Below are 22808 nucleotides of genomic sequence, written 5' to 3' on the forward strand. Positions count from 1 at the left end.
GTTGCTCCTTCGAAAGATTTCACGACGGCTTCTAGGCGCGCCGCGCGCTCGCCGCCCGCGCAATCGCGCCGATCGCATCGCTGACGAGCACCGCGAGCAAGCCGACGATCACGCCGCCCTGCAGCACGAACGCGGTGTTCGACGTCTGCAGGCCCGCGATGATCACGTCGCCGAGCCCGCGCGCGGCGACCGTCGAGCCGATCGTCGCGGTGCCGAGATTGATCACGACCGCGAGGCGGATGCCGTTGACGATCACCGGGAACGCGAGCGGCAACTCGACGGACACCAACTGCTGCCAGCCGCTCATCCCCATCCCGCGCGCGGCGTCGACGACGTCGCGCGGTACGTCCTCGAGCCCCGCGATCGTGCTTTCGAAAATCGGCAGGAGCCCGTACAGCACGAGCGCGATCAGCACGGGTTTCAAGCCGAAGCCGACTGCCGGCACGGCAAGCGCGAGCACGGCGACCGGCGGGAAGGTCTGGCCGATATCGACGACGCTGCGCGCGACCGGCAGGAAATCCGCGCCGAACGGCCGCGTGACCGCGATGCCGGCCGCGACCGCGACGATCGTGCCGATCAGGCTCGACAGCGCGACCGTGCCGAGATGCGCGAGCGTGAGATCGAGCAGGCTCGCGCGATCGTAGATCACCGGCGCGCCATTGTCCGCGAACGGCGCGAACAGACCCTGCAGCCAGGCAGGGCGCAACAGCAGCACGAGCAGCAGCGCGAGCGCGGCCGCGCGGGCGATGTAAGCGGGAAGCGAAGACCGCTTGGGCCGCACGCTGCCGAGCGTCGTCATGCGGGCTTCCTCGCGTGCGAGCGGATCGCGTCGAGCGTGATGCGGCGAGGGCGGTGTGCGTTGCGGTTGCCGTCGGCCGTATCGTGCACGGGCAGCGCATCGACACCGCGCCACAACAATTCGGACACCGCATCGCGCAGCGTGCGTGTTGCCGCGATCGGTTCGCCGTCGGCGTGGCCGGCTTCGGCCACGGCGTCGATCGGCGTGAGCGCGAGCAGGCGCAGCGGCCGGTCGACGCCCGCGACGAGCTGTTCGACCACACCGGCTGCCGGTCTGCCAAGAATTTCGGCAGGCGACGCGACCTGCAGCAATCGGCCGCCGTCCATCACCGCGATCGTGTCGCCGAGCTTCAGCGCTTCCTCGATATCGTGCGTGACGATCACGACCGTGATGCCGAGGCGGCGCTGCAGCGCGAACAGGTCGTCCTGCGCCTTGTTGCGGATGATCGGATCGAGCGCGCCGAACGGTTCGTCCATCAGCAGCATCGCGGGCTCGGCCGCCAGGGCGCGCGCCACGCCGACGCGCTGCTGCTGGCCACCCGACAGTTCGTGCGGCAGCTTGCCTGCGAATTCGGCCGGCGCGAGATGGAACAGGTCGAGCAGTTCGTTCACGCGCGCGTCGATGCGGGCGGCCGGCCAGCCGAGCAGGCGCGGCACGGTCGCGATGTTGCGCGCGACGCTCCAGTGCGGAAACAGCCCGTGCCCCTGGATCGCATAGCCGATGCCGCGCCGCAGCTGTTCGGGCGCGACGGTCGCCGTATCGACGCCGTCGATGCGGATCGTGCCGCTGGTCGGCGCGATCAGGCGGTTGATCATGCGCAAGAGCGTCGACTTGCCGCTGCCCGATGCGCCGACGAGCGCGGTGATCGTGCCGCGCTGCATCGTCAGCGATACGTCGTCGACGGCGACCACGTCGCCGAAGCGTTTGCCGACTCGTTCGATCTCGATCATCCTGCACGCCCTTTCGCGAGCGACGTCGCGGCTTCGAACACGACGGCGGCCGCCAGTGCGAGCGCGATCGTCGGGATCGCGCCGAGCAGCACGAGATCGGCGGCCGATTGCCCGATCCCCTGGAAGATGAAGGTGCCGAACCCGCCGCCGCCGATCAGCGCGGCCACCGCGGTCAGGCCGATGTTCTGCACGAGCACGATGCGCACGCCGCTCAGGATCACCGGCAGCGCGAGCACGAGATCGACGCGCAGCAGCCGCTGCGCGCGCGTCATGCCCATCGCGCGCGCCGCTTCGGTCACGTGCGGCGGCACCTGGCCGAGCCCGACCACGACGCTCGATGCGATCGGCAGCAGCGAATACAGGAACAGCGCGAGCACGGCCGGCGCGACGCCGATGCCGCGGATGCCGAGCGCGGCCGCGAGCGGCACGTGCGCGGCGAGCAGGCCGAGCGGCGCCATCATCAGCCCGTACATCGCGATGCTGGGGATCGTCTGCACGATATTGAGCACGGGCATCGCGACGGTGCGCACCGTCGCGATGCGCGCGCATGCGATGCCGAGCGGCACGCCCGCGACGAGCGCGGCGGCGACCGAGCCGCCCGCGAGCGACACGTGACGGATCGCTTCGCGCCAGAAATCGTCGCTGCGCACCGCGTATTCGCGCATCACGGAGAGGCCGTCCCACCAGCCGCTCGCGAGCGGCACCGAAACCGCTGCGATCGCGACGGCGAGTGCGGCGAGGCGCCGCCACGGGCCGAACGCGAGGCGCGCGAGCGCGTCGGCGATGAGCACCGCCCACGCGAACAGCAGCAGCCAGACGCCGGCGTCGGGCGACACGCGGGCCAGCATGTCGTCGGGCGCGACGACGTGCGCCGCGGCCGCGCCGACTGCATACGCGAGCGTTGCGAGCCCCGCGCAGCCGGCCGCGAGCCGCCACGCGGGACGGCTCGCCGTCATCGCCCACAGCGCGCCGGCGGTCCATAGCGCGGCGAGCGCGGCGCCCTGCATCGCCGGCAGCGCGGCGAACACCGACAGCCCGGTGCCGGCCGCGATCCGGTTCGGCCGCAGCACCGCGAACGACAGGCCGAACACGGCGACGATCGTCAGTCCGCCGATCAGGATGCCGACCTTGTCGAGCGTGACGCGCCGCGCGGACGCTGCCGCGCGCTCCGTCATTTCACGAAACCCTTCGCTTTCAGGTAGCTTTTCGCGACGCCGGTAGCCGGCTCGCCGTTGAGCTGGATGCGGGCGTTCAGCGATTGCAGCGTCTTCAGGTCGAGGCTCGCGAACACGGGCTTCAGCAAGTCGGCGATTTGCGGATGCGCTTTCAGCACCGCTTCGCGGATCACCGGCGCCGGCGCGTAGACGGGCTGCACGTGCTTGTCGTCGTCGAGCACCGCGAGGCCGCTCGATGCGATGCCGCCGTCGGTGCCGTAGACCATCGCGGCGTTCACGCCGTCGGTCTGGTTCGCGGCGGCCTTGATCGTCGCGGCCGTGTCGCCGCCGGACAGCACGACGAGCTGCTCGGGCTTCAGCTTGAAGCCGTACGCTTTCTCGAACGACGGCAGCGCGGACGCGCTGTTCACGAATTCGGCCGAGGCCGCGAGCTTCACCTTGCCGCCGCCGGCGACCCACTTGCCGAAGTCGGAGAAGGTCTTCAGGTGCTGCGACTGCGCGACGGGCGCGAGCAGCGCGACGCCCCACGTGTTGTTCGCGGGCGCCGGAGCAAGCCATACGAGATGGTTCGCCGCGTAGTCGAGTTTCTTCGCGGTGTCGTAGCCTTGGCTCGCGTTCTTCCACACCGGGTCGTCGGCCTTGTTGAAGAAGAACGCGGCGTTGCCCGTGTATTCGGGGTAGATGTCGATCTCGCCGCTCGTGAGCGCCTTGCGCACGATCGGCGTCGTGCCGAGCGCGATCTTCTCGGTGACGGGAATGCCGTGGGCTTTCAGCACCTGTGAAATGAGGTTGCCGAGCAGGTTGCCTTCGGTGTCGATCTTCGACGACACCACGACGGGCGTGTCGGCGTGCGCGCCGGGCGCCGCGATGGCGGCGGCGAACGCGAGGCCCAGGATCCGGGCGGGCAGGGCGAGCTTCATCGGGGCCAATCTCCAGGACGGGGGCGTACGCCGAAAGTTACTTGACTGAGCCGGCTTTGGCAAACCGCGTGCGGCGGCGTGTCCACAGCCGGTGTGGGGATAACCCGCATCCGTCATGCGGGCTTGTTACACTGAAATTCGTTCCCGCCTGCGGACATTTGCTGACATGAAGCCCGAGCTGCTGGTCCTCATCGCACTGCGCGGCGACGCGCATCGCGAAATCGCCGCGTCGTTCGACGTGCGTTATGCCCCGACGCCCGACGCGCGCGAACGCGCGATCGCCGAACACGGCAGCACGATTCGCGCGGTGCTGACCAACGGCAGCACGGGGCTGACCGCCGCCGAGATCGACCGGCTGCCGCAGATCACGTTCGTCAGCGCGCTCGGTGCAGGCTACGAGCACATCGATGTCGCGCACGCGAAGGCGCGCGGCATCACCGTGGTCACGGGCGCCGGCACCAACGACGATTGCGTCGCCGATCACGCGTTCGCGCTGCTGCTCGCGGCGGTGCGCAACGTCGTGCAGCTCGATGCGAAAACCCGCGCGGGCGTGTGGCGCGAAGGGCTGCCGATGCCGCCGAACGTGTCGGGCAAGAAGCTCGGCATCGTCGGGCTCGGCAAGATCGGCGAGAAGTGCGCGCGCCGCGCGGCCGGCTTCGACATCGAGATCGGTTACCACAACCGCTCGGAGAAGCCGGTGCCGTACCGCTATTTCGACCGGGTCGATGCGCTCGCGCAGTGGGCCGATTTCCTGATCGTCGCGACGCCGGGCGGCGCGGGTACGCGGCACCTGATCGATCGCACCGTGCTCGACGCACTTGGCCCCGGCGGCTTTCTCGTCAACGTGTCGCGCGGCAGCGTTGTCGATACCGCTGCTTTGGCAGACGCGCTGCGCGAACGGCGCATCGCGGGCGCGGGGCTCGACGTGTACGAAGGCGAACCGGAGCCGCCGCGTGCGCTGACGGATCTCGACAGCGTCGTGCTGACACCGCACATGGGCGGCTGGTCGCCCGAGGCGCTCGATCGTTCGGTGCGCCAGTTTCTCGACAACGCGGCGCGGCATTTCGCGGGGCAGCCGGTGTTGACGCCGGTGTGAGCGCCGGGCGGCGGCGTCGAATCAGTCCGCCTGCTTGCAGAATGCCCAGTAGAAATCCGGCAGGTTCGCCGGCTTGCCGGCATCGAGATCGATCCAGCCGAACTGGTCGTGCTCGTCGCTCAGCACGATTTCGCGACGATCGACCTCGCACTGGAAGCACACGATCAGTACGCGCTTGCCCGGCACGACCTCGCACGAACGGCTGCCTACGTAGCGAATCGCGGATGCGACGATTCCGCATTCTTCCTGCACTTCGCGTGTGACGGTGGCTTCGAGCGATTCGCCGGCTTCGGGCCAGCCGCCCGGCAGCTCCCACTCGTCGCGGGGATTGCGCAGGAACAGGACCGAGCGTCCGTCGCGGACGATGGCTTTGGCGCTGATGGGAATCATGTGGGCTTCACCGCAGGCAGTCGATTTCCGCAGCCTATCGCAGGTGTTCCCTTCGTGCAGCGATTCCCCCGCCCGCATCGACGCGCATGCAGGCGGGGGAGGCGGTGTCGTTACGCCGGCAGCCGGCGCACGACTACGCGCCCGTCGACGGCGACGCGAGCGGCACCGTCACCGACGTGCCGGCCGGATCGAGCGTCAGCCCGGCGCCGGGCGTCGGCTGCAACGTCGCTTCATAGTCGCTGGAGAGGACGACGAGCCCCAGCCGGTGGCCGGCTTCCAGTTTGTAGTCGCGCGGCATGAACGTCAGCTTCAGGTCGTACGGCATGCCGGGCAGCACGGGCTGCGACACCCATTCGGACAGCCGGTTGCGCGGGTCGGTCCACGCGCGCGTGACGATCGTCGCCGTGCCGTCCGGCGCGCGGTCGACCAGCAGTGCCGTCACGTTCGCGACGCCCGTGAAGGTCAGCCTGACGCGTGCGGTCGCGGTGCCGGAGAGGCGTGCCGCGGCCGTGAGCGGGGCCGTCTCGAAGCGGCTGCGGTTTTCGCCGGTCGGCGTGTTCGCCAGCGTGAGCGCGGGAATGCGCGCATCGTCGGTGAAGCGAGCGAGCGGGCCGCCGCTCGGCAGCCGCAGTAGCGTACCGGTACTCGCGCCGTCGCCGCCCGCGAAGTACGTGACCGGCGTGGTGTGCCGCGCGGCCCAGTCGGCTTCCTTCAGCAGCGTGCCGTCCGCCTGTGCGATCACCGCGCGCGGATCGCGTTCGACGTCGTTTTGATAGCCGATCAGGTAGCGCGTGAACCACCGGTTCACCTCCGCGGTCCATGCATCGGCCATCGCCGGCACGCGGGTCGGATCGGTGTGCTTCAGGCGATGCAGCCACAGCTGGGTCGGCACGCCCTGGCGTCGCATCGCCAGATACCACGACGTCGACTGGTCGACGCGCACGTTGTCGTCGGTGAGCCCCTGCGCGACGAGCGCCGGCGCGACCGCGAACCCGGTCGGAATGTCGCGTGCGGCCCAGAACGGCGAATAGTCGCCGGTCTTGCGGTCTTCCTGCTGCAGCGCTTCGTCGATCAGGTGCGTGCAGCGCTCCGGATGCGCGTTGGTCAGCAGCGCCTTGATGTACACGTCGACATCCTCGCCCCGATAGCCTTCCGGCGCGCGCACGAGGCCGCCCGAGCGGTAGTAGCCGTACATGTTCGACAGCCCGGCGATCGGCACGATCGCGTCGAGCCCGCGCGTGCGCAGGCTCGCGACCATCTTCGGCAGCGTGCCGTCGTACGACACGCCGTACATGCCGACGTGGCCGGTCGACCAGTTCGCGACGACCGTCTTGCCGTTCGCGTCCTTCGCGGTCGCATCGCGGCCGAGCCAGCGGATCACCGACGCCATCGCGACCGATTCGTCGCGCGTCAGGATCGTCGGGCAGCCGTCCGAGCCGGCGGTGCCGAGCGAATCCGCATAGACGATCGTGAAGCCGCGCGGCACGAAGTAGCCTTCGATCCACGAGCGGCCGGCGGCGGCCGCCTCGACCTGCTGCAGCATCCGCGACTGCGGTGCGGCGGCCAGGATGCGGGTGGACGCCGATGCCGCAGCGCCGGCCGCCGCGGCCGGATGCGGCGTGCCGTCGAGTTCGACGTCGACGTCGTGGTCGGGGCTGTCGGCGAGCCCTGCGTAATACGGGCTCGCGAGCACGATGACGGGCGTGCGCGCGCCGTTCGCGGTTTCGGACGGCCGCACGATGCGCACGTGGATGCGGTCGCGCGTGCCGTCGCCGTCGGAATCGACCGGCGTGTCGACCCACGCGTTCTCCTCGATCGTGCCGCCCGACAGTGACGGCTGCACCTGGCCGTTGCTGATCACCGGCTTGTAGCGTCCGCTGCTCGCCGGATTCGCGTACGGCACGCCGGACGGCGAAAAGTGCGACGCGAGCGATTGCGTATTGGAGGTATCGGCCGCGGCGGCGGCCCCCTCCTGTTGGCCCTGTGCGAGCGCTGACACGCCCGCCACGCTGCCGCCGTCGTCGCCGCCGCACGCGGCGAGCGTTGCGGCCGCCACGAGCGCGGGCAGCCATGCGCGCCGCACTCCGGTTCGATGAATGTTCATTGAATCGACCTCGTCTCTTGTGTTTGTCTGGAACCGGCCGGCTCGCGATACGCCCCCTGCGGCCTGGCCGGGTGCTGCGTCGGATGAAGCGGAACTGCACCATCAAAAACGGCGGGCGAGACGGATGACGATCTCGCCCGGTGCCGGCGCGCGTCAGGCGGCGCGCATCCGGCCGGCGTCGAGGCGAACGCATCGCCCCGAACGGAAATCGTCAGTGCGGCGGTTTGCTACGAATGCAGGAGTGCGAATCAAATGCGGGCATGCCCTGGCTTCCTTCAGGTTTCGGATGAAACGGAACGGCACGATGCGATGAGGCGGGAGTGTTGCGAACGGCGGTGCTGCAACGGCAGGAAAGCGCGACGCGAGTCGGCACGCTGGCCGGATTGCTTTCCGGAAGCTTGCGCAAAAGTTATCGCAGTGAAATGTTCGTGTCAAACTTTTTTAGCTTGAATCAAACAAAGTTTCGATATGGATGCACATGTGCGCTTAACTTCCCGACAATCCGTCCGTAAACAGGGAAAAACAGGCTGAAAACGAGAGAGAACGAGGGCAATGACGATACCGGTCACGGCGGCGGGCGGCCTTTCGCTCGCGCAAATGGCGCAGGCGGCGCTCGACGGGCGCAAGACGACGGACACGACCGCGTCCGGCGCGCCGCAAGACAAGCCGATCAGCGTCCGGGCAATCGATCCGCAAGCGCTGCAGGCGGCGATGACGAAACAGTTGTCGATGGTGGGCGACCTGTCGATGAAGCTGCGCGGCGTCACCGACGCGCTCGCGACGAGCCTGCAGGACATCGTGGCGAAGCGCCCGGATCTGGCCGATGCGCGATTCGACTTCATGACCGACGACGGCCGGATCAAGGTCGTGTCGAAGACGCTGACGGACAGCGATCGCGCATGGATCGAGTCGACGCTGAACGCGAACGCCGGCCTCGTGCTCGCGACGCGCGCTTTTCACGAGCAGGCCGTCGATATCGCCGCGCAAGGTGCGGCCGTGCGCGGCGACACGTTCACGGATAGCGACCGCGCGGCAGCCGGCCAGGGCGCCGATGCGCGCTTTCACTTCATGAGCCTGCTCGACCGGTCGGTCGCGGACAACCCGCTGCCCGTGCCGCCCGGCGGGCACTTCACGACGCAGGACGGCACGGCGCTGAAGATCGAGCCGTCGGCCGGCAGCGCGCGCGGCACGCTTGCGCTGCTGAACACTGCGCGCCAGCTATCGTCGGGCGCGGCGATCTTCGTCGACTCATCCGGCGAGAAGTCCTACGGCATGCGCATGGAACTCGTCAACGTCGGCTTCGACGTGCTCGCCGGCTATGCCCAGGATGGCGGCACCAGCATCGGCTTTCACGAGATCGCGTAACACCGCGCCGATCGCGGCTACTCGTCGCGCAGCGCCTCGGCCGGCCGCACCCGCGCGGCGCGCCAGCTCGGGTACAGCGTCGCGACGCACGACATCAGGAACGCGGCCGACGCGATCTCGATCACGTCGATCGCCGAGAGCTTCGACGGCAGCGCGCTGAGGAAATACACGGACGGCGTCAGGAAGCGGATGCCGAGCACCTGCTCGATCGCCGGCAGCACCACCGGAATGCTCACCGCGATCGCGCAGCCGAGCGCGACGCCCGCCAGCGTGCCGGCGAGGCCGATCGTCATCCCCTGGATCGCGAAGACCTTCATGATCGAGCGGGGCGGCGCGCCGAGCGTGCGCAGGATCGCGATGTCGCCCTGCTTCTGCGTGACCGTCATCACGAGCGACGACACGAGGTTGAACGCGGCGACCGCGACGATCAGCATCAGGATCAGCGACAGCATCCGTTTCTGCAGCCGCTCGGCTTCGAACCACGTGCGGTTCTGCCGCGTCCAGTCGCGGATGTACAGGTTGCCCGACAGCGTGCGCGACAGCGCGAGCGCGATCTCCGGCGCGCGCTGCAGATCGTCGAGGCGCAGCCGGATGCCGGTCGGCGCGGGCACGTTGGACAGTTGCTGCGCGTCGCGGATATGGATGTACGCGAGCGCGCTGTCGTACTGGTAGTGGCCCGACTCGAACGTGCCGACCACGTTGAACTGGCGGAACCGCGGCAGCGCGTCGCCCAGCCGCTCGGTGTTGCCGGGCGCGAAGAATGTGACGCGGTCGCCGATCTTCACGTGCAGCGCGTCGGCGAGCGCCGCGCCGAGCACGATGCCCATCTCGCCCGGCACGAGCGCGTCGAGGCGGCCGGTCTTCAGCTTGCGCGCGATCTCGGACACGCGTGGCTCGAGCACCGGATCGATGCCGCGCAGCGCGACGCCCGTCACGTTGCCCGCGTTCGTCAGCAGCGCCTGCGCGTCGACATAGGGCGCGACGGCACGCACCGCAGCATTCTGTAACGATTCGCGCGCGGTCAGCCGCCAGTCGGGCATCGCGCCGGACGGCGAGAAGATTTCCACGTGCGCGAGCACCGACAGCATCCGGTCGCGCACCTCGGTGCGAAAGCCGTTCATCACCGACAGCACGACGATCAGCGCGGCCACGCCGAGCGCGATGCCGGCCATCGCGGCGCCGGCGATGAACGACACGAAGCCGTCGCCGGCCGAGCGCCGGCCGCCGCGCGCGTAGCGCAGCCCGATCTGCCATTCGAACGGGAGTTTCAAGCGGGTTCCTTTCATTTCGATTCAATCCTGCCGAGCCGCGCATTCTAGCGAACGCGGCGCGGCCGTGTGCAGAGGTCGCGCCGCAGCCCCGAAACTCGCGGAAATCCGCCCGACCGGCCGGTCGTCGGCTGGCGTTGGCGCCGGCACGCCGATATTTCCATCGTTTCGGGTCTGGTCGATAATGGCGCCCAGCATCCGGTCGAACATACCAAGTATTCACGGCGCAACCGGGCCGCGCCGTCACAGACCCATAACGATTCGGGGAAGGTTGCCGCTTGGGCAGCATGTCCTTGACAAGGAAATAACAAAATGGATTTGCTGCGTTTCCTGCTGCTCCTGCCGATTCGCGTGGCGGGCTTCGTCTGGTGGCTGCTCGGCTGCGCGCTGCGGCCGCTGGTCGGCAACGTGTCGTGGACGGCGCCCGCGTGGCTGGGCGTCACCGCCGCGGCCGTGCGCCGCCGCCCGTGGCACGCCGGCGGCATCGTGCTGCTCGCGGCCGCGCTCGGTTACGGCGGCTACTGGTTCAAGCATCGCCCGAAGCCGCCGGAGCCCGAAACCGTCGGCTTCACCGTGAAGGCGCCGGCGATCACGACCTACGAGGTCGACGACACCGACAAGCCGAAGATCACCGTGCATCCGCTGGAAGTGGCGTTCTCGCAATCGGCCGCACCGATCGAACGGGTCGGCAAGCCGGCCGGCGACGGCATCGAGATGACGCCCGCGCTGAAGGGCGCGTGGGAATGGGTCGACGACAAGACGCTGCGCTTCACGCCGGCGGCCGACTGGCCGGTCGGCGCGCACGTCGAGGTGCGTTTTGCCGTGCATCGGGTGTTCGCGCCGCAGGTGACGATGCACGACGATCGTTTCGCGTTCGACGTGCCGACATTCGCCGCGACGTTCGGCGACAACCAGTTCTACCAGAACCCCGACAATCCGGCGGAGAAGCAGGCGCTGCTGCAGTTGCGCTTCAATTACCCGGTCGATCCGGCCGAGTTCGAGAAGCGCATCGGCCTCGTGCTGGTCGGCCGCGACGGCAAGACCGTGTCGCCGCTGCGTTACACGGTCAACTACGACAAGATGAAGACGAGCGCGTGGGTCTACTCGCCGCCGCTCGAGATTCCGCGCGATCCGCTGGTGGTGCGGCTCGACGTCGACAAGGGCGTGAAGAGCGCGCGCGGCGGCAACGGCACGCCGGACGGGCTGCACGCGTCGGTCGGCGTGCCGGGGCTGTACAGCCTGTCGATCGGCAATATCGCGCCGACCCTCGTCGACAACGAGCGCTACGAGCCCGAACAGGTGCTCGTCGCCGAAACCTCCGACGGCGTGCGCGGCGCCGAGCTGGCCGCGCGCGCGAAGGCGTGGGTGCTGCCGAAGCGCAAGCCGGGCGTCGAGCAGGCGGACGACGATCCGCCGTACGAATGGAACGTGGCCGACATCAGCGACGCGGTGCTGAAGCAGTCGAAGCCGCTGCCGCTCGAAGCGGTGCCGACCGAGAACGACTTCGCGACGCTGCAGAGCTTCAAGTACCACGCGACGCCGGGCGAGCGCGTCGTCGTGCGATTCGAGGGCGACCTGAAATCGGCGGGTGGCTACCGGATCGGCGAGCCGGTGACGAACGCGTTCACGGTGCCCGACTATCCGAAGCTGCTGCGCTTCATGGCCGACGGCTCGCTGCTGTCGATGAGCGGCAGCAAGCGGCTGTCGGTCGTGTCGCGCAACCTGCCGGGCATGAAGGTCGAGATCGGCCGCGTGCTGCCCGACCAGATCCAGCATCTCGTGAGCTTCAACAACGGCACGTACGCGCGGCCCGAGCTGTCGTATTCGTTCAGCGAGGATCACATCGTCGAGCGCTTCGTGCAGACCCGCGCGTTCCCGGCCGGCGATCCCGGCAAGGCGCATTACGAAGGCATCGACCTCGGCCAGTACCTGAAGGACGGCAAGCGCGGCGTGTTCCTGCTGCATCTGTCGAAGTACGATCCGGCGGCCGAAAAGAAGAAAGCCGACGATGCTAAGGACGGCGATGCGGCGTCCGGCGACGGCAACCAGGATCAGTCCGACAACGCCGATTCCGGCGACAGCAGCGGCAACGGCGACGACGGCGACAACGCGCTCGGCGACACGCGCCTGATCGTCGTGACCGATCTCGGGATGCTGGTCAAGCGTGCGCTGGACGGCAGCCAGGACGTGTTCATCCAGTCGATCCGGTCGGGCAAGCCGGTTGCGGGCGCAACGGTGTCGGTGCTCGCGGTGAACGGGCAGGCGTTGTTCACGCAGACGACCGGCGCCGACGGCGTCGTGCATTTCCCCGCGTTCAAGGGGCTCGACCGCGAGAAGCGTCCGCAACTGTACCTCGTGAAGAAGGACACCGACCTGTCGTTCCTGCCGGTGGCCGGCCGCGATCGCCAGCTGGACTTCTCGCGCTTCGACGTCGATGGCGAACGCAACGCGACGGGCCAGGGGCAACTGTCCGCGTACCTGTTCTCGGATCGCGGCCTGTACCGGCCCGGCGATCCGTTCCACATCGGCCTGATCGTGCGCGCGGCCAGCTGGGCGCGCAGCCCGGCCGGCGTGCCGCTGCAGGCGGAGATCGTCGACCCGCGCGGGATGACCGTCGAGCGCAAGCCGGTGACCGTCGACGCGACGGGCTTCACCGAGCTCGGCTACACGACCGCCGAAACGGCGCCGACCGGCACATGGACCGTCAACCTGTATATCGTCAAGGACGGCCAGCCGGGCGCCGAGCCGATCGGCAGCACGACGGTGCAGGTGAAGGAATTCCTGCCCGACCGGATGAAGGTCGACGCGAAGCTGTCGCAGCAGGTCGTCGAAGGGTGGGTGAAGCCGAAGGGGCTGAAGGGCATCGTCGATGCGCAGAACCTGTTCGGCACGCCGGCCGAGAAGCGCCGCGTCGCGGCGACGCTGACGCTGCGCCCGGTGTGGCCGTCGTTCCGCAGCTGGCAGGGGTATCACTTCTTCGACGCACGCCGCGCGAAGGAGGGCTACACGACCGCGCTGCAGGACGGCACGACCGACGACAAGGGCCATGCCGAATTCGATCTCGATCTCGACAAGTACGCGGACGCGACCTACCAGCTCTACTTCCAGGCGAAGGCGTACGAAGCGGAAGGCGGGCGTAACGTCGCCGCGAACGCGCAGACGCTCGTGTCGAACAACGACTGGCTCGTCGGCTACAAGTCGGTCGACGATCTCGGCTACGTGAAGCGCGGCAGCCCGCGTACGGTGCGGCTCGTCGCGATCGACCCCGGCGCGAAGGCGATCGACGTGAAGGACCTGCGCGCGCAGCTCGTCGAGCAGCGTTACGTATCGGTGCTGACCAAACAGGATTCCGGCGCGTACAAATACGATTCGCGGCTGAAGGAAGTGCCGGTCGACGAGAAGCCGTTGTCGATTCCGGCGGCCGGGCTCGACTACGCGCTGCGCACCGACAAGCCGGGCAGCTATGCGCTCGTGATCCGCCGCGCCGACGGCGCCGCGGTGAACCGGATCGAGTATTCGGTCACGGGCGCCGCGAACGTCACGCGTTCGCTCGACCGCAACGCGGAGCTTCAGGTAAGCCTCGCGAAGCACGACTTCAAGCCGGGCGAGCAGGTGGAAATCGCGATCCGCGCGCCTTACGCGGGCAGCGGCCTGATCACGATCGAGCGCGACAAGGTGTATGCGCACGCATGGTTCCATGCGGACACGACGAGCTCGATCCAGCACATCACGGTGCCGGCCGGCTTCGAAGGCAACGGCTACATCAACGTGCAATACATTCGCGATCCGTCATCGGACGAGATCTTCATGAGCCCGCTGAGCTACGGCGTCGTGCCGTTCTCGGTGAACCTCGATGCGCGCCGCAACGCGGTGAGCGTCGATGCGCCGGCGCTCGTGAAGCCGGGCGACACGGTCAATTTCACCGTGCATTCGGCGAAGCCGGCGAAGGTCGTCGTGTTCGCGGTCGACGAGGGCATCCTGCAGGTCGCGCGCTACAAGCTCGGCGATCCGCTGAAGTTCTTCTTCCGCAAGCGGATGCTCGAAGTCGGCACGTCGCAGATCCTCGACCTGATCCTGCCGGACTTCGAGAAGCTGATGGCGATGGCCGCGCCCGGCGGCGACGCCGACGACGCGATCGGCCGCCAGCTGAACCCGTTCAAGCGCAAGCGCGACAAGCCGGTCGTCTACTGGTCGGGGATCGTCGACGTGAACGGCGACACGCGCCTGAGCTACACGGTGCCCGACTACTTCAACGGGAAGCTGCGCGTGATGGCCGTGTCGGTGTCGCCGGACCTGGTCGGCACGTTCGAGGGCGCGACGACGGTGCGCGGCGATTTCGTGCTGTCGCCGAATGTGCCGACGACGCTCGCGCCGGGCGACGAGGCCGACGTCAGCGTCGGCGTCGCGAACAACCTGACGGGCGTCGGCAACCAGCCGGTGCCGGTCGCGGTCACGCTGAAGACGGGCCCGCAGTTGCAGGTGATCGGGCCGGCGACGCAGAACGTCGCGCTCGCGCCGCAGCACGAAGGCGTCGCGCTGTTCCGCGTGAAGGCGACCGATACGCTCGGCTCGGGCGCGCTGTCGTTCGGCGCGCGCTACGGCGCGAAGGGCGCGCAGCAGCGCGTCGACGTGTCGGTGCGGCCAGCCGCCGCGTTCCGCACGCAGCTCGACATCGCGCGGCTCGATCCGGGCAAGAAGGCGGGCGCGCCGATTCTGCGGTCGATGTACGACGCGTACGCGTCGCGCGACGCGAGCATCTCGACCGCGCCGCTGGTGCTGTCCGAAGGGCTGTCGTCGTATCTCGTCAACTTCGAGCACGCTTGCAGCGAGCAGATGGTGAGCGCGGCCGTGCCGCGTATGTTCGCGGCGAAGTGGCTGTCGGTGCGCGCGCTGACGAGCGCGATGCATGCGCCCGAAGCCGGCGCCGATGCGGCGAACGCGAGCGCGATCGCGCAGTTCCTCGGCGTGCTGCGCAGCCGCCAGAACGCGCAGGGCGGCTTCGGCCTGTGGAGCGCGACGCCCGATGCCGATCCGTTCGTGTCCGCGTATGCGATGCACGTGCTGCTCGATGCGCGCGATCGTGGCGTCGCGGTGCCGAAGGACATGCTCGATGCGGGCAACGCGTACCTGCAGCGGCTCGCCGCGAACGATTCGCTCGGCTCGCTCGACCTGCTGCGGCAGCGCGCGTACGCGGTGTACCTGCTGACGCGCCAGGGCAACGTGACGACCAACAGCCTCGCGGCCGTGCAGAAGCGGCTGCAGGATGCGTACCCGAAGGACTGGAACAGCGATCTCGCGGCCGCGTGGCTCGCCGCGTCGTACCAGTTGCTGAAGCAGGACAAGGAGGCCGCCGCGCTGATCGCGGGCCCGCAGGCGTTGCTCGAGCGCAAGCGCGCGTCCGACGGCGATTACGTGACGGGCTACTACATCGACCCGCTGACGCGCGACGCGAGCGTGCTGTACCTGCTCGCGAAGCACTTCCCGGAGCGCGTGCGCAAGCTGTCGCCGCGCGCGATGGACAACCTCGCCGCGCCGCTCGTCGACAACCGTTACAACACGCTGTCGTCGGCGATGACGATTCTCGCGCTCGACGCGTATGCGGCATCGAACGCGGGCCAGCTCGACCAGCTCGCGATCAATGAAGTGCGGGCGGGCGCCGCGCCGAAGGACGTGTCGTCGATCCAGGCGAACCTCGTGCGCTCGGGCACGTGGACGGCCGGCGCGTCGCGCGTCGACTTCGTGAACGGCAGCGCGTTGCCGGCGTGGTGGGTCGCGAGCCAGTCGGGCTACGACCGCGGCGCGTCGACGAAGGCGATCAGGAACGGGCTGGAAATCGTGCGCGACTACACCGATACGGACGGCAAGCCGCTCGCCAGGATCACGCTCGGCCAGGAGATCGACGTGCACCTGAAGATTCGCGCGACCGGTTCGGCGAACGTCGGCAACGTCGCGATCGTCGACCTGCTGCCGGGCGGCTTCGATCCGGTGATCGCGCCGCCGCCCGTGACCGATACGCAGGACGGTGACGGCAACGGAGACGGCAGTGCGTCGACCCCGGCGGCCGATGCGCCGTGGCATTCGCCGATCGGCGTGAAGGGCTCGACGTGGCAGCCGCAGTTCGCGGATATCCGCGAGGATCGCGTGGTGATCTATGGCACCGCGACGACCGACGTGCGCGAGTTCGTCTACCGGATCAAGGCGAGCAACGCGGGCCGCTTCATTGCGCCGCCGGCCTACGGCGAATCGATGTACGACCGCCGCGTGCAGGCGCAGGCGCCGGGCGGCACGGCGCTGACGGTGGAGCGCGTGCGATGACGAGGCGGAGGCACCGGCGTTGCAGGCCGCGTCGAAAGCAAGGAGCGACCGGGCGTGGCTGACGCATCCATGCGCCGGCGCGCGCTGCACGGCGCCGGCCGCTGGCTGCATCGCTGGCAGAACTGGCTCGCGGGCGCGTTGCTCGTGTTCGGCGCGCTGGCTGCGTGCCGATTGTGGCCGCATCCGCCGCTGCGCGACTGGAAACCGTCGTCGGTCGCGGTGACGGACGCGCAGGGCCGGTTGCTGCGCCTGACGCTCGCGAAGGACGACCGCTACCGGCTGTGGGTGCCGCTCGACCGGATGTCGCCGCAGCTCGTCGAAGCCGTGATGCTGCACGAGGACCGCTGGTTCCGGTGGCATCCGGGTTTCAATCCGTACGGGCTCGCGCGCGGCGCGTGGATCACGTATGTGCGCGGCGGCAATCCGCAGGGCGGCTCGACGCTGACGATGCAGCTCGCGCGCTCGCTGTGGAAGCTGAACACGCGCACGCCGGCCGGCAAGCTCGAGCAGGTCGCACGCGCGGTGCAGCTCGAACTCTTCTACTCGAAGCGGCAGATTCTCGAAGCGTATCTGAACGACGCGCCGTACGGCCGCAACGTCGAAGGCGCGGGCACCGCGAGCGTCGTCTATTTCGACCGGATGCCCGACGCGCTGACGCTGCCCGAAGCGCTTGCGCTCGCGGTGATTCCGCAGGACCCGGCGCGGCGCGTGCGCGGCGGGCAGGACGAGATCAACCGGGCGCTGGCCGCGTCGCGCAACCGGCTGTATGCGCGCTGGCTGACGAAGCATCCGGGCGATGCGTCGCTCAAGCCGTTGTTCGCATTGCCGCTGGCGATGCGGCCGCTGTCCGCGCTGCCGTTCGATGCGCCGCATGCGGTCGATCAGGCGCTTGCTGCGCACAGCGCGTGGCGTACGACGCAGGGCGGCTCGGTGGCCGATGGCAACCGCGACAGCGATGGGGATGGCGGTGCGCGGCTCGCGACGACCGTCGATCTCGACCTGCAACGCACGCTCGAACGGCAGATTTCACGCTATGTCGCGCGCAACGATACGCGCGGCGTGCGCAACGCGGCGGCCATCCTCGTCGATACGCGCGACATGGGCGTGAAGGCGCTGGTCGGCTCCGCGAATTTCTTCGATCGCACGATCGACGGGCAGGTGAACGGCACGCTTGCGCGGCGCTCGCCGGGCTCGACGCTCAAGCCGTTCATCTATGCGCTCGGCTTCGACCAGGGCGTGCTGCATCCGCAGACCGTGCTGCGCGACGTGCCGACGTCGTTCGGCCCGTATGCGCCGGAAAATTTCGACGGCCATTTCCTCGGGCCGATCACGGCGACCGACGCGCTGAACCGCAGCCGCAACGTGCCGGCCGTGTGGGTCGCGTCGCAGCTCAAGTCGCCCGACCTGTACCGGTTCCTGCAGGACGCGGGCGTGCGCCGGCTCGCGAGCGCGCAGCACTACGGGCTCGCGCTCGTGCTCGGCGGCGGCGAAGTGACGATGCAGGATCTCGCGGCGCTGTATGCGATGCTCGCGAACCGCGGCGAGTTCCGGCCGCTGCGGCTGCGCGCGGACGAACCGGCGCTGCCCGGCCGGCGCCTGCTGAGCGCCGAAGCGAGCTACATGACGATGGACATGCTGCGCCAGCACCTGCGCCCCGACGAGACGAGCGGCGCGCAGCCGTCGAGCGTGCCCGTGTACTGGAAGACCGGCACGTCATGGTCGTTCCGCGATGCGTGGACGGCCGGCGTGTTCGGCCCGTACGTGCTGGTCGTGTGGGTCGGCAATTTCGACAATTCGACCAATACCGCGTTCGTCGGTGTCGATGCGGCCGCGCCGCTGTTCTTTCAGGTCGTCGATGCGATGAACGCCGAGCGCACGCTCGTCGAGCCGCCGCGCGCGGTGCCGCCACGCCTGAAGCGCGTGCGGGTCTGCCTCGCGAGCGGCGACCTGCCGAACGAGTGGTGTCCGCAGCAGGGCTGGACGTGGTTCATCCCGGGCACGTCGCCGATCCGCGTGAGCACCGTGCACCGGCCCGTCGTGATCGACGACGCGACGGGGAAGGCCGCGTGCCCGCCGTACGACGGCAAGCGCACGCATACGGAGGTCTTCGAGTTCTGGCCGTCGGACTTGCAGCAGGTATTCGCGCAGGCCGGCATTCCGCGCCGGCGGCCGCCGCAGAATGCGGATTGTCGCGATGCCGGGCAGGTCGAGGGCGACCCGCCGCGCATCACGTCGCCGCTGCGCGGCAGTACGTATGCGATGCGCGTGAAAAGCACCGACGAAACCCGCATCGCGTTCAACGCGACCGCCGATGCGAGCGCGCATGCGCTGTACTGGTTCGTCAACGACGCGTATGTCGGCCGCAGCGCGCCGGGCGACGCGCTGTTCTGGCAGCCGCGCACGGCCGGCAGCTATACCGTGCGGGTGGTCGACGATCACGGGCGCAGCGACCAGCGGCCGCTGGGGGTGGGGCTCGAGCAGTAGGCACGGCCCGCCCGCGCCGGCTCAGACGCTGTAGCCGATCCGCAGGACACCCCATGGCCGTCCGCCGACGACGATCGGCGCGGACACGTCCTTCATCAGCACGAACTGGCCGTTGCCCATGTCGCGCCGATAGGTCTGCAACAGGAACGGCTTGCTGTGCGATACGGACATGCGCGCCGTCCGGTCCGTGTAGATCCGGCGGTTCCGGCAATTCGCCGCGTTCCAGGCGGCGTCCGCGCGCTGCGGCAGCGAAAACTTCCGGTTGTGGGTCGGCAGGTAGCACCGCCGGTCGAAGCTCGCGCAATAGACGACGCGTTCGTCGAGGTCGAGCACCGGCTCCTGGACGGCGGGCAGCACGCGATCGGTGAACGCCGTGAAGCGCGTCATGAACTGCTGCGGGTCGGTGCCGGGAATCGGTTCGTAGTGCGCATCGAAGAGCGCGTCGAGCGCGATATCGCCGCGGCCGACCGCCTCCTCGAAGAGTTTGCTGATCGTGGCGGCCGTGTTCCGCGCGGCGTCGATCAGGCGCGTGTCGGGCGAGTCGACGCCGGTCGCGGCGGTGAGCTCGATCAGCGTCTCGGAAACGGAGAGCAGATTGCCGAGCCGGTCCTTGGCCTGCGAAAAGTTGTCGGCGGAGTTCTCGACGCCGGACGCCATCTCGCCGACCTGCTCGTCGAGACGGTGGCACTGCGCCTCGATCTCGTCCGTCAACGATGCGATCTGTTCGGCCTCGCCGGCCAGCTCGGTGATCGCGTGGCCGGTCGCGTGCACGACCTCGCCGATCGTGCGCGTGCCCTCGCGTACGCGATGCGCGCGGGCGGCGTTGTCGGTGCCTTCTGCGAGCAGGTGTTCGGTCTGCTCGGCGAGCCGCGCGAGGGTCGTCTCGATCTGGGCCGTCGCCTGCCCGGTCTTCGCGGACAGGTTCTTGACCTCGGCCGCGACGACCGCGAAGCTGCGGCCCGACTCGCCGGCGCGCGCGGCCTCGATCGCGGCGTTCAGCGCGAGCAGGTGGGTCTGTCGCGCGATGACGGAGATTTCCTCGGACACGGCCCGCACGTGACCGAGCGCGTCGCGCAGCGCGCCCATCTGGTCGCTGATCGTGGTGACGCCCTCGACGAGGCCGTGAATGTCGGCGAGCGACGCCTCGATCGTCTGCTGCGACTGCCGGACCGCATTCGACGCATTGGCGCTGACGTCGCGCACCTGCTGCGCGGCCTCGGCGATCCGGTGGTTGCCGCGCAGCGTGAGCGCGGCCGATTCGCGCAGCGTATGGCAGACTTCCGCCTGCCGGGCGACGCGGGCCGCGACTTCCTCGACGTGGCCCGACACGTCGCAGATCTCGATGCCGAGCCTGCCGGCCTGTTCGGCGATGTCGCCGACGAGCGCGCGCGACGAACGGCGGCCGCGGCCGATTCCGAAGAAGTTCACGTTGGTGGGTCTCCTTGAGGGCATGCGCGCCGGGTTCCCGGCGGATGTTGGGCGTGCGTTCCTGACTTGACGGCCGCACGGCCGCGGACTTGAGGTCGGGTAAACATCGAGATCGGCATGCCGGATGGCCGGACCGGCGCCGGACAGGGTGCGTTCGCGCCACGTTTCCGTGGCGACGCCGCCGCGGTGTGGAGTGGGACGGGCGGCGCGCAGCGGCCGCCCGTGCGCAGGCGCTGCGTCAGAACACGTGGTGGATGCCCGCGTTGACGCCGACCGTCGTGCCCGGCAACCCGTACAACGCGCCGCCCGTGATGCCGAGGCCGGTATTCATCGCGCCGTGGTTGTTGACCACGCCGACCTGCGCGTACAGGCCCGTTCGTTTCGACAGGCTGTAGTCGGCGCCGATCGCGGCAAGCAGCGAATGATTGTGCGAATCGTTGCGGTCGGTCGTGTACCACGCGCCGGTGTTCAGGTCGAGGGCCGGCGTGACGCGATAGTCGAGGCCGGCGCTATACACGTTGTTGCTGAACGAGCCGGCGACCTTGTAGCTCGTGAACGACGCCTTGCCGGTCACCGGCCCGAACGTATAGGCGGTGCCGATCGTGCGGCCGACGAACGCGACCGTGCTCGGCACCGGCGTCGGCGACGTGCCGCCGTTGCCGTCGTAGAGCGCCGCGTTGAGCATGAAGCCGCCGTTCGCGTAGGTGAGGCTGCCGGAATACTGGCGTCCCGCCTGGAAGTCGCCGGCCTTTCCGCCGAAGCCGAACATCGCGCTGGCCGTCAGCCCGGCGATCGTCGGGCTCGTGTACGAAATCGCATTCGGGTTGAAGAGGCCCGTGACGAGCACGTTGTCGACGTACGGAACCAGCGCGGCACCGAAGTGCGAGACGTTGCGCGGATCCGATCCGAGTATCGCGAGCACGAATGGCGAGAACTGCAGGCCGACCTTCGTTTCGCCGAAGCCGCCGTCGATCCCGACCCACGCCTGGCGGCCGAAGAAGTTGCCGTTCGAATGGCCGAACGCGCCGTCCGTGATGTTGAAGCCGCTCTCCAGCTTGAATCGCGCGTGCAGCCCGCCGCCGAGATCCTCGGTGCCCGTGATGCCGAAGTTGGTCGGCGTCATGCCCGTGTCGGTCAGCGCGAACTGGCGTCCGGCGTTGCCGCCGGTTGCCGAATCGAGCGATCGGCTCGTATAGAGCAATGCGGCATCGAGATCGCCGTACAGCGTGACGCTGCTCTGCGCGAAACTGCTCGTGCTTGCCGCCGCGCCGAGCAGCGCCGCGCTAATTGTCCATGTCCTGCTCTTCATCGTCTGTCTCCGTTTTGTGAGTGTTGTAATACGTATGACTAATTAAAACTTCGATGGCGGATGCGAGGCGAGCCGCCTGCATGCCGTGCCGTCGGGGAACGCACGGCGATGCTTGTCGCCGGCGCCGCAACACGGCCCGCGAGCCCGGTGTCAGAGCCGGGCCGGCGGCCGTGCTGCGGTGCCGCGGTGAAGCGATGCGCCCGCCGTGGCGGGCAATGTCACATCGAGCGGTTCAACTGCTCGAGGATGGCCGGATTCTCGAGCGTGGACGTGTCCTGCGTGATCGCCTCGCCCTTCGCAAGCGAGCGCAGCAGGCGCCGCATGATCTTGCCCGAGCGCGTCTTCGGCAGGTTGTCGCCGAAGCGGATGTCCTTCGGCTTCGCGATCGGCCCGATCTGCTTGCCGACCCAGTCGCGCAGCGTCTTCGCGAGCGCCGCCGCTTCGTCGCCTTCCGGGCGCGAACGCTTCAGCACCACGAACGCCACGACCGCCTCGCCCGTCGTGTCGTCCGGCCGGCCGACCACCGCCGCCTCGGCCACCAGCTCATGCGACACCAGCGCCGATTCGATCTCCATCGTGCCCAGCCGGTGGCCCGACACGTTCAGCACGTCGTCGATCCGGCCCATGATCGTGAAGTAGCCGGTCTCCTTGTCGCGTACGGTGCCGTCACCGGCCAGATAGAGCGTGCCGCCGAGTTCTTCCGGGTAATAGCTCTTCTTGAAACGCTCCGGGTCGCCCCAGATCGTGCGGATCATCGCCGGCCACGGACGCTTGACGACGAGGATGCCGCCTTGCCCGTTCGGCACGTCCTGGCCGGTCTCGTCGACCACCGCGGCCATGATGCCCGGCAGCGGCAGCGTGCATGAACCCGGCACGGTCGGTGTCGCGCCCGGCAGCGGCGTGATCATGTGGCCGCCGGTTTCGGTCTGCCACCACGTGTCGACGATCGGGCAGCGTTCGCCGCCGACATGCTTGTGGTACCACATCCACGCTTCCGGATTGATCGGCTCGCCCACCGTGCCGATGATGCGCAGGCTCGACAGGTCATAGCTCTTCGGATGCACCTTGTCGTCGGCCTCGGCCGCCTTGATCAGCGAGCGGATCGCGGTCGGCGCGGTGTAGAACACCGTCACCTTGTGATCGTCGATCATCTTCCAGAAACGGCCGGCGTCCGGATAAGTCGGCACGCCCTCGAACACGACCTG

Annotated in this window: 14 protein-coding genes; 4 read left to right on the forward strand and 10 right to left on the reverse strand. The window is 68.9% G+C overall.

The genetic code is table 11. The features are described from left to right. Positions 1 to 31: 31 nt before the first annotated feature. The 4 genes from HWW87_RS35280 to HWW87_RS35295 are packed head-to-tail and all read right to left on the reverse strand — an operon-like array spanning position 32 to position 3844. A complete protein-coding gene (locus HWW87_RS35280) occupies positions 32 to 799 on the reverse strand; it encodes an ABC transporter permease (protein WP_175824139.1) in 768 nt (255 codons plus the stop codon). Continuing rightward, complete coding sequence (locus tag HWW87_RS35285) at positions 796 to 1749, reverse strand: ABC transporter ATP-binding protein (protein WP_175824140.1); 954 nt, start codon at positions 1747 to 1749, stop codon at positions 796 to 798. Before HWW87_RS35285 ends, HWW87_RS35280 begins: the two co-directional genes overlap by 4 nt. Beyond that, on the reverse strand, positions 1746 to 2924 hold the full coding sequence (locus tag HWW87_RS35290) for an ABC transporter permease (RefSeq protein ID WP_175824141.1): 1179 nt from the start codon (positions 2922 to 2924) through the stop codon (positions 1746 to 1748). The genes HWW87_RS35285 and HWW87_RS35290 overlap by 4 nt, the downstream gene beginning before the upstream one ends. Then, positions 2921 to 3844, reverse strand: a complete 924-nt coding sequence (locus HWW87_RS35295; protein WP_174385388.1) for an ABC transporter substrate-binding protein — start codon at positions 3842 to 3844, stop codon at positions 2921 to 2923. Before HWW87_RS35295 ends, HWW87_RS35290 begins: the two co-directional genes overlap by 4 nt. Positions 3845 to 4010: 166 nt before the next feature. Between HWW87_RS35295 and HWW87_RS35300 the strand changes: the two genes are divergently transcribed. After that, on the forward strand, positions 4011 to 4940 hold the full coding sequence (locus HWW87_RS35300) for a 2-hydroxyacid dehydrogenase (protein WP_175824142.1): 930 nt from the start codon (positions 4011 to 4013) through the stop codon (positions 4938 to 4940). 21 nt (positions 4941 to 4961) lie between these two features. On the opposite strand, the gene HWW87_RS35305 is transcribed toward HWW87_RS35300, so the two are convergent. Both HWW87_RS35305 and HWW87_RS35310 read right to left on the reverse strand, forming a co-directional pair. Continuing rightward, positions 4962 to 5330, reverse strand: coding sequence for an NUDIX hydrolase (locus tag HWW87_RS35305; protein WP_175824143.1), 369 nt, complete (start codon positions 5328 to 5330; stop codon positions 4962 to 4964). Between the two features lie 133 nt (positions 5331 to 5463). Beyond that, the gene (locus HWW87_RS35310) at positions 5464 to 7434 is read right to left on the reverse strand and encodes a Xaa-Pro dipeptidyl-peptidase (RefSeq protein WP_175824144.1); all 1971 of its coding nucleotides are present in this window, start codon (positions 7432 to 7434) and stop codon (positions 5464 to 5466) included. Between the two features lie 552 nt (positions 7435 to 7986). On the opposite strand from HWW87_RS35310, the gene HWW87_RS35315 reads away from it, so the two are divergent. Beyond that, positions 7987 to 8799, forward strand: coding sequence for a hypothetical protein (locus tag HWW87_RS35315; protein WP_175824145.1), 813 nt, complete (start codon positions 7987 to 7989; stop codon positions 8797 to 8799). Positions 8800 to 8816: 17 nt separating this feature from the next. On the opposite strand, the gene HWW87_RS35320 is transcribed toward HWW87_RS35315, so the two are convergent. Beyond that, the gene (locus HWW87_RS35320; protein ID WP_175824146.1) at positions 8817 to 10085 is read right to left on the reverse strand and encodes a lipoprotein-releasing ABC transporter permease subunit; all 1269 of its coding nucleotides are present in this window, start codon (positions 10083 to 10085) and stop codon (positions 8817 to 8819) included. Between the two features lie 294 nt (positions 10086 to 10379). Between HWW87_RS35320 and HWW87_RS35325 the strand changes: the two genes are divergently transcribed. Then, entirely contained in the window at positions 10380 to 16382 is a 6003-nt protein-coding gene (locus HWW87_RS35325; protein WP_175824147.1) for an alpha-2-macroglobulin, read from the forward strand. Between the two features lie 54 nt (positions 16383 to 16436). Then, the gene (gene pbpC, locus HWW87_RS35330; protein WP_175824148.1) at positions 16437 to 18866 is read left to right on the forward strand and encodes a penicillin-binding protein 1C; all 2430 of its coding nucleotides are present in this window, start codon (positions 16437 to 16439) and stop codon (positions 18864 to 18866) included. A gap of 21 nt (positions 18867 to 18887) precedes the next feature. On the opposite strand, the gene HWW87_RS35335 is transcribed toward pbpC, so the two are convergent. The 3 genes from HWW87_RS35335 to HWW87_RS35345 all read right to left on the reverse strand — a co-directional run. After that, on the reverse strand, positions 18888 to 20294 hold the full coding sequence (locus HWW87_RS35335) for a methyl-accepting chemotaxis protein (RefSeq protein ID WP_175824149.1): 1407 nt from the start codon (positions 20292 to 20294) through the stop codon (positions 18888 to 18890). A 238-nt stretch (positions 20295 to 20532) separates the two neighbouring features. Continuing rightward, complete coding sequence (locus HWW87_RS35340) at positions 20533 to 21603, reverse strand: porin (RefSeq protein WP_175824150.1); 1071 nt, start codon at positions 21601 to 21603, stop codon at positions 20533 to 20535. Between the two features lie 218 nt (positions 21604 to 21821). After that, a partial coding sequence (locus HWW87_RS35345) for an AMP-binding protein (RefSeq protein ID WP_175824151.1) occupies positions 21822 to 22808 on the reverse strand: 987 nt, incomplete at its 5' end.

It is taken from the genome of Burkholderia sp. BCC0419, assembly GCF_902830285.1.
In the GTDB taxonomy this organism is placed as follows: domain Bacteria; phylum Pseudomonadota; class Gammaproteobacteria; order Burkholderiales; family Burkholderiaceae; genus Burkholderia.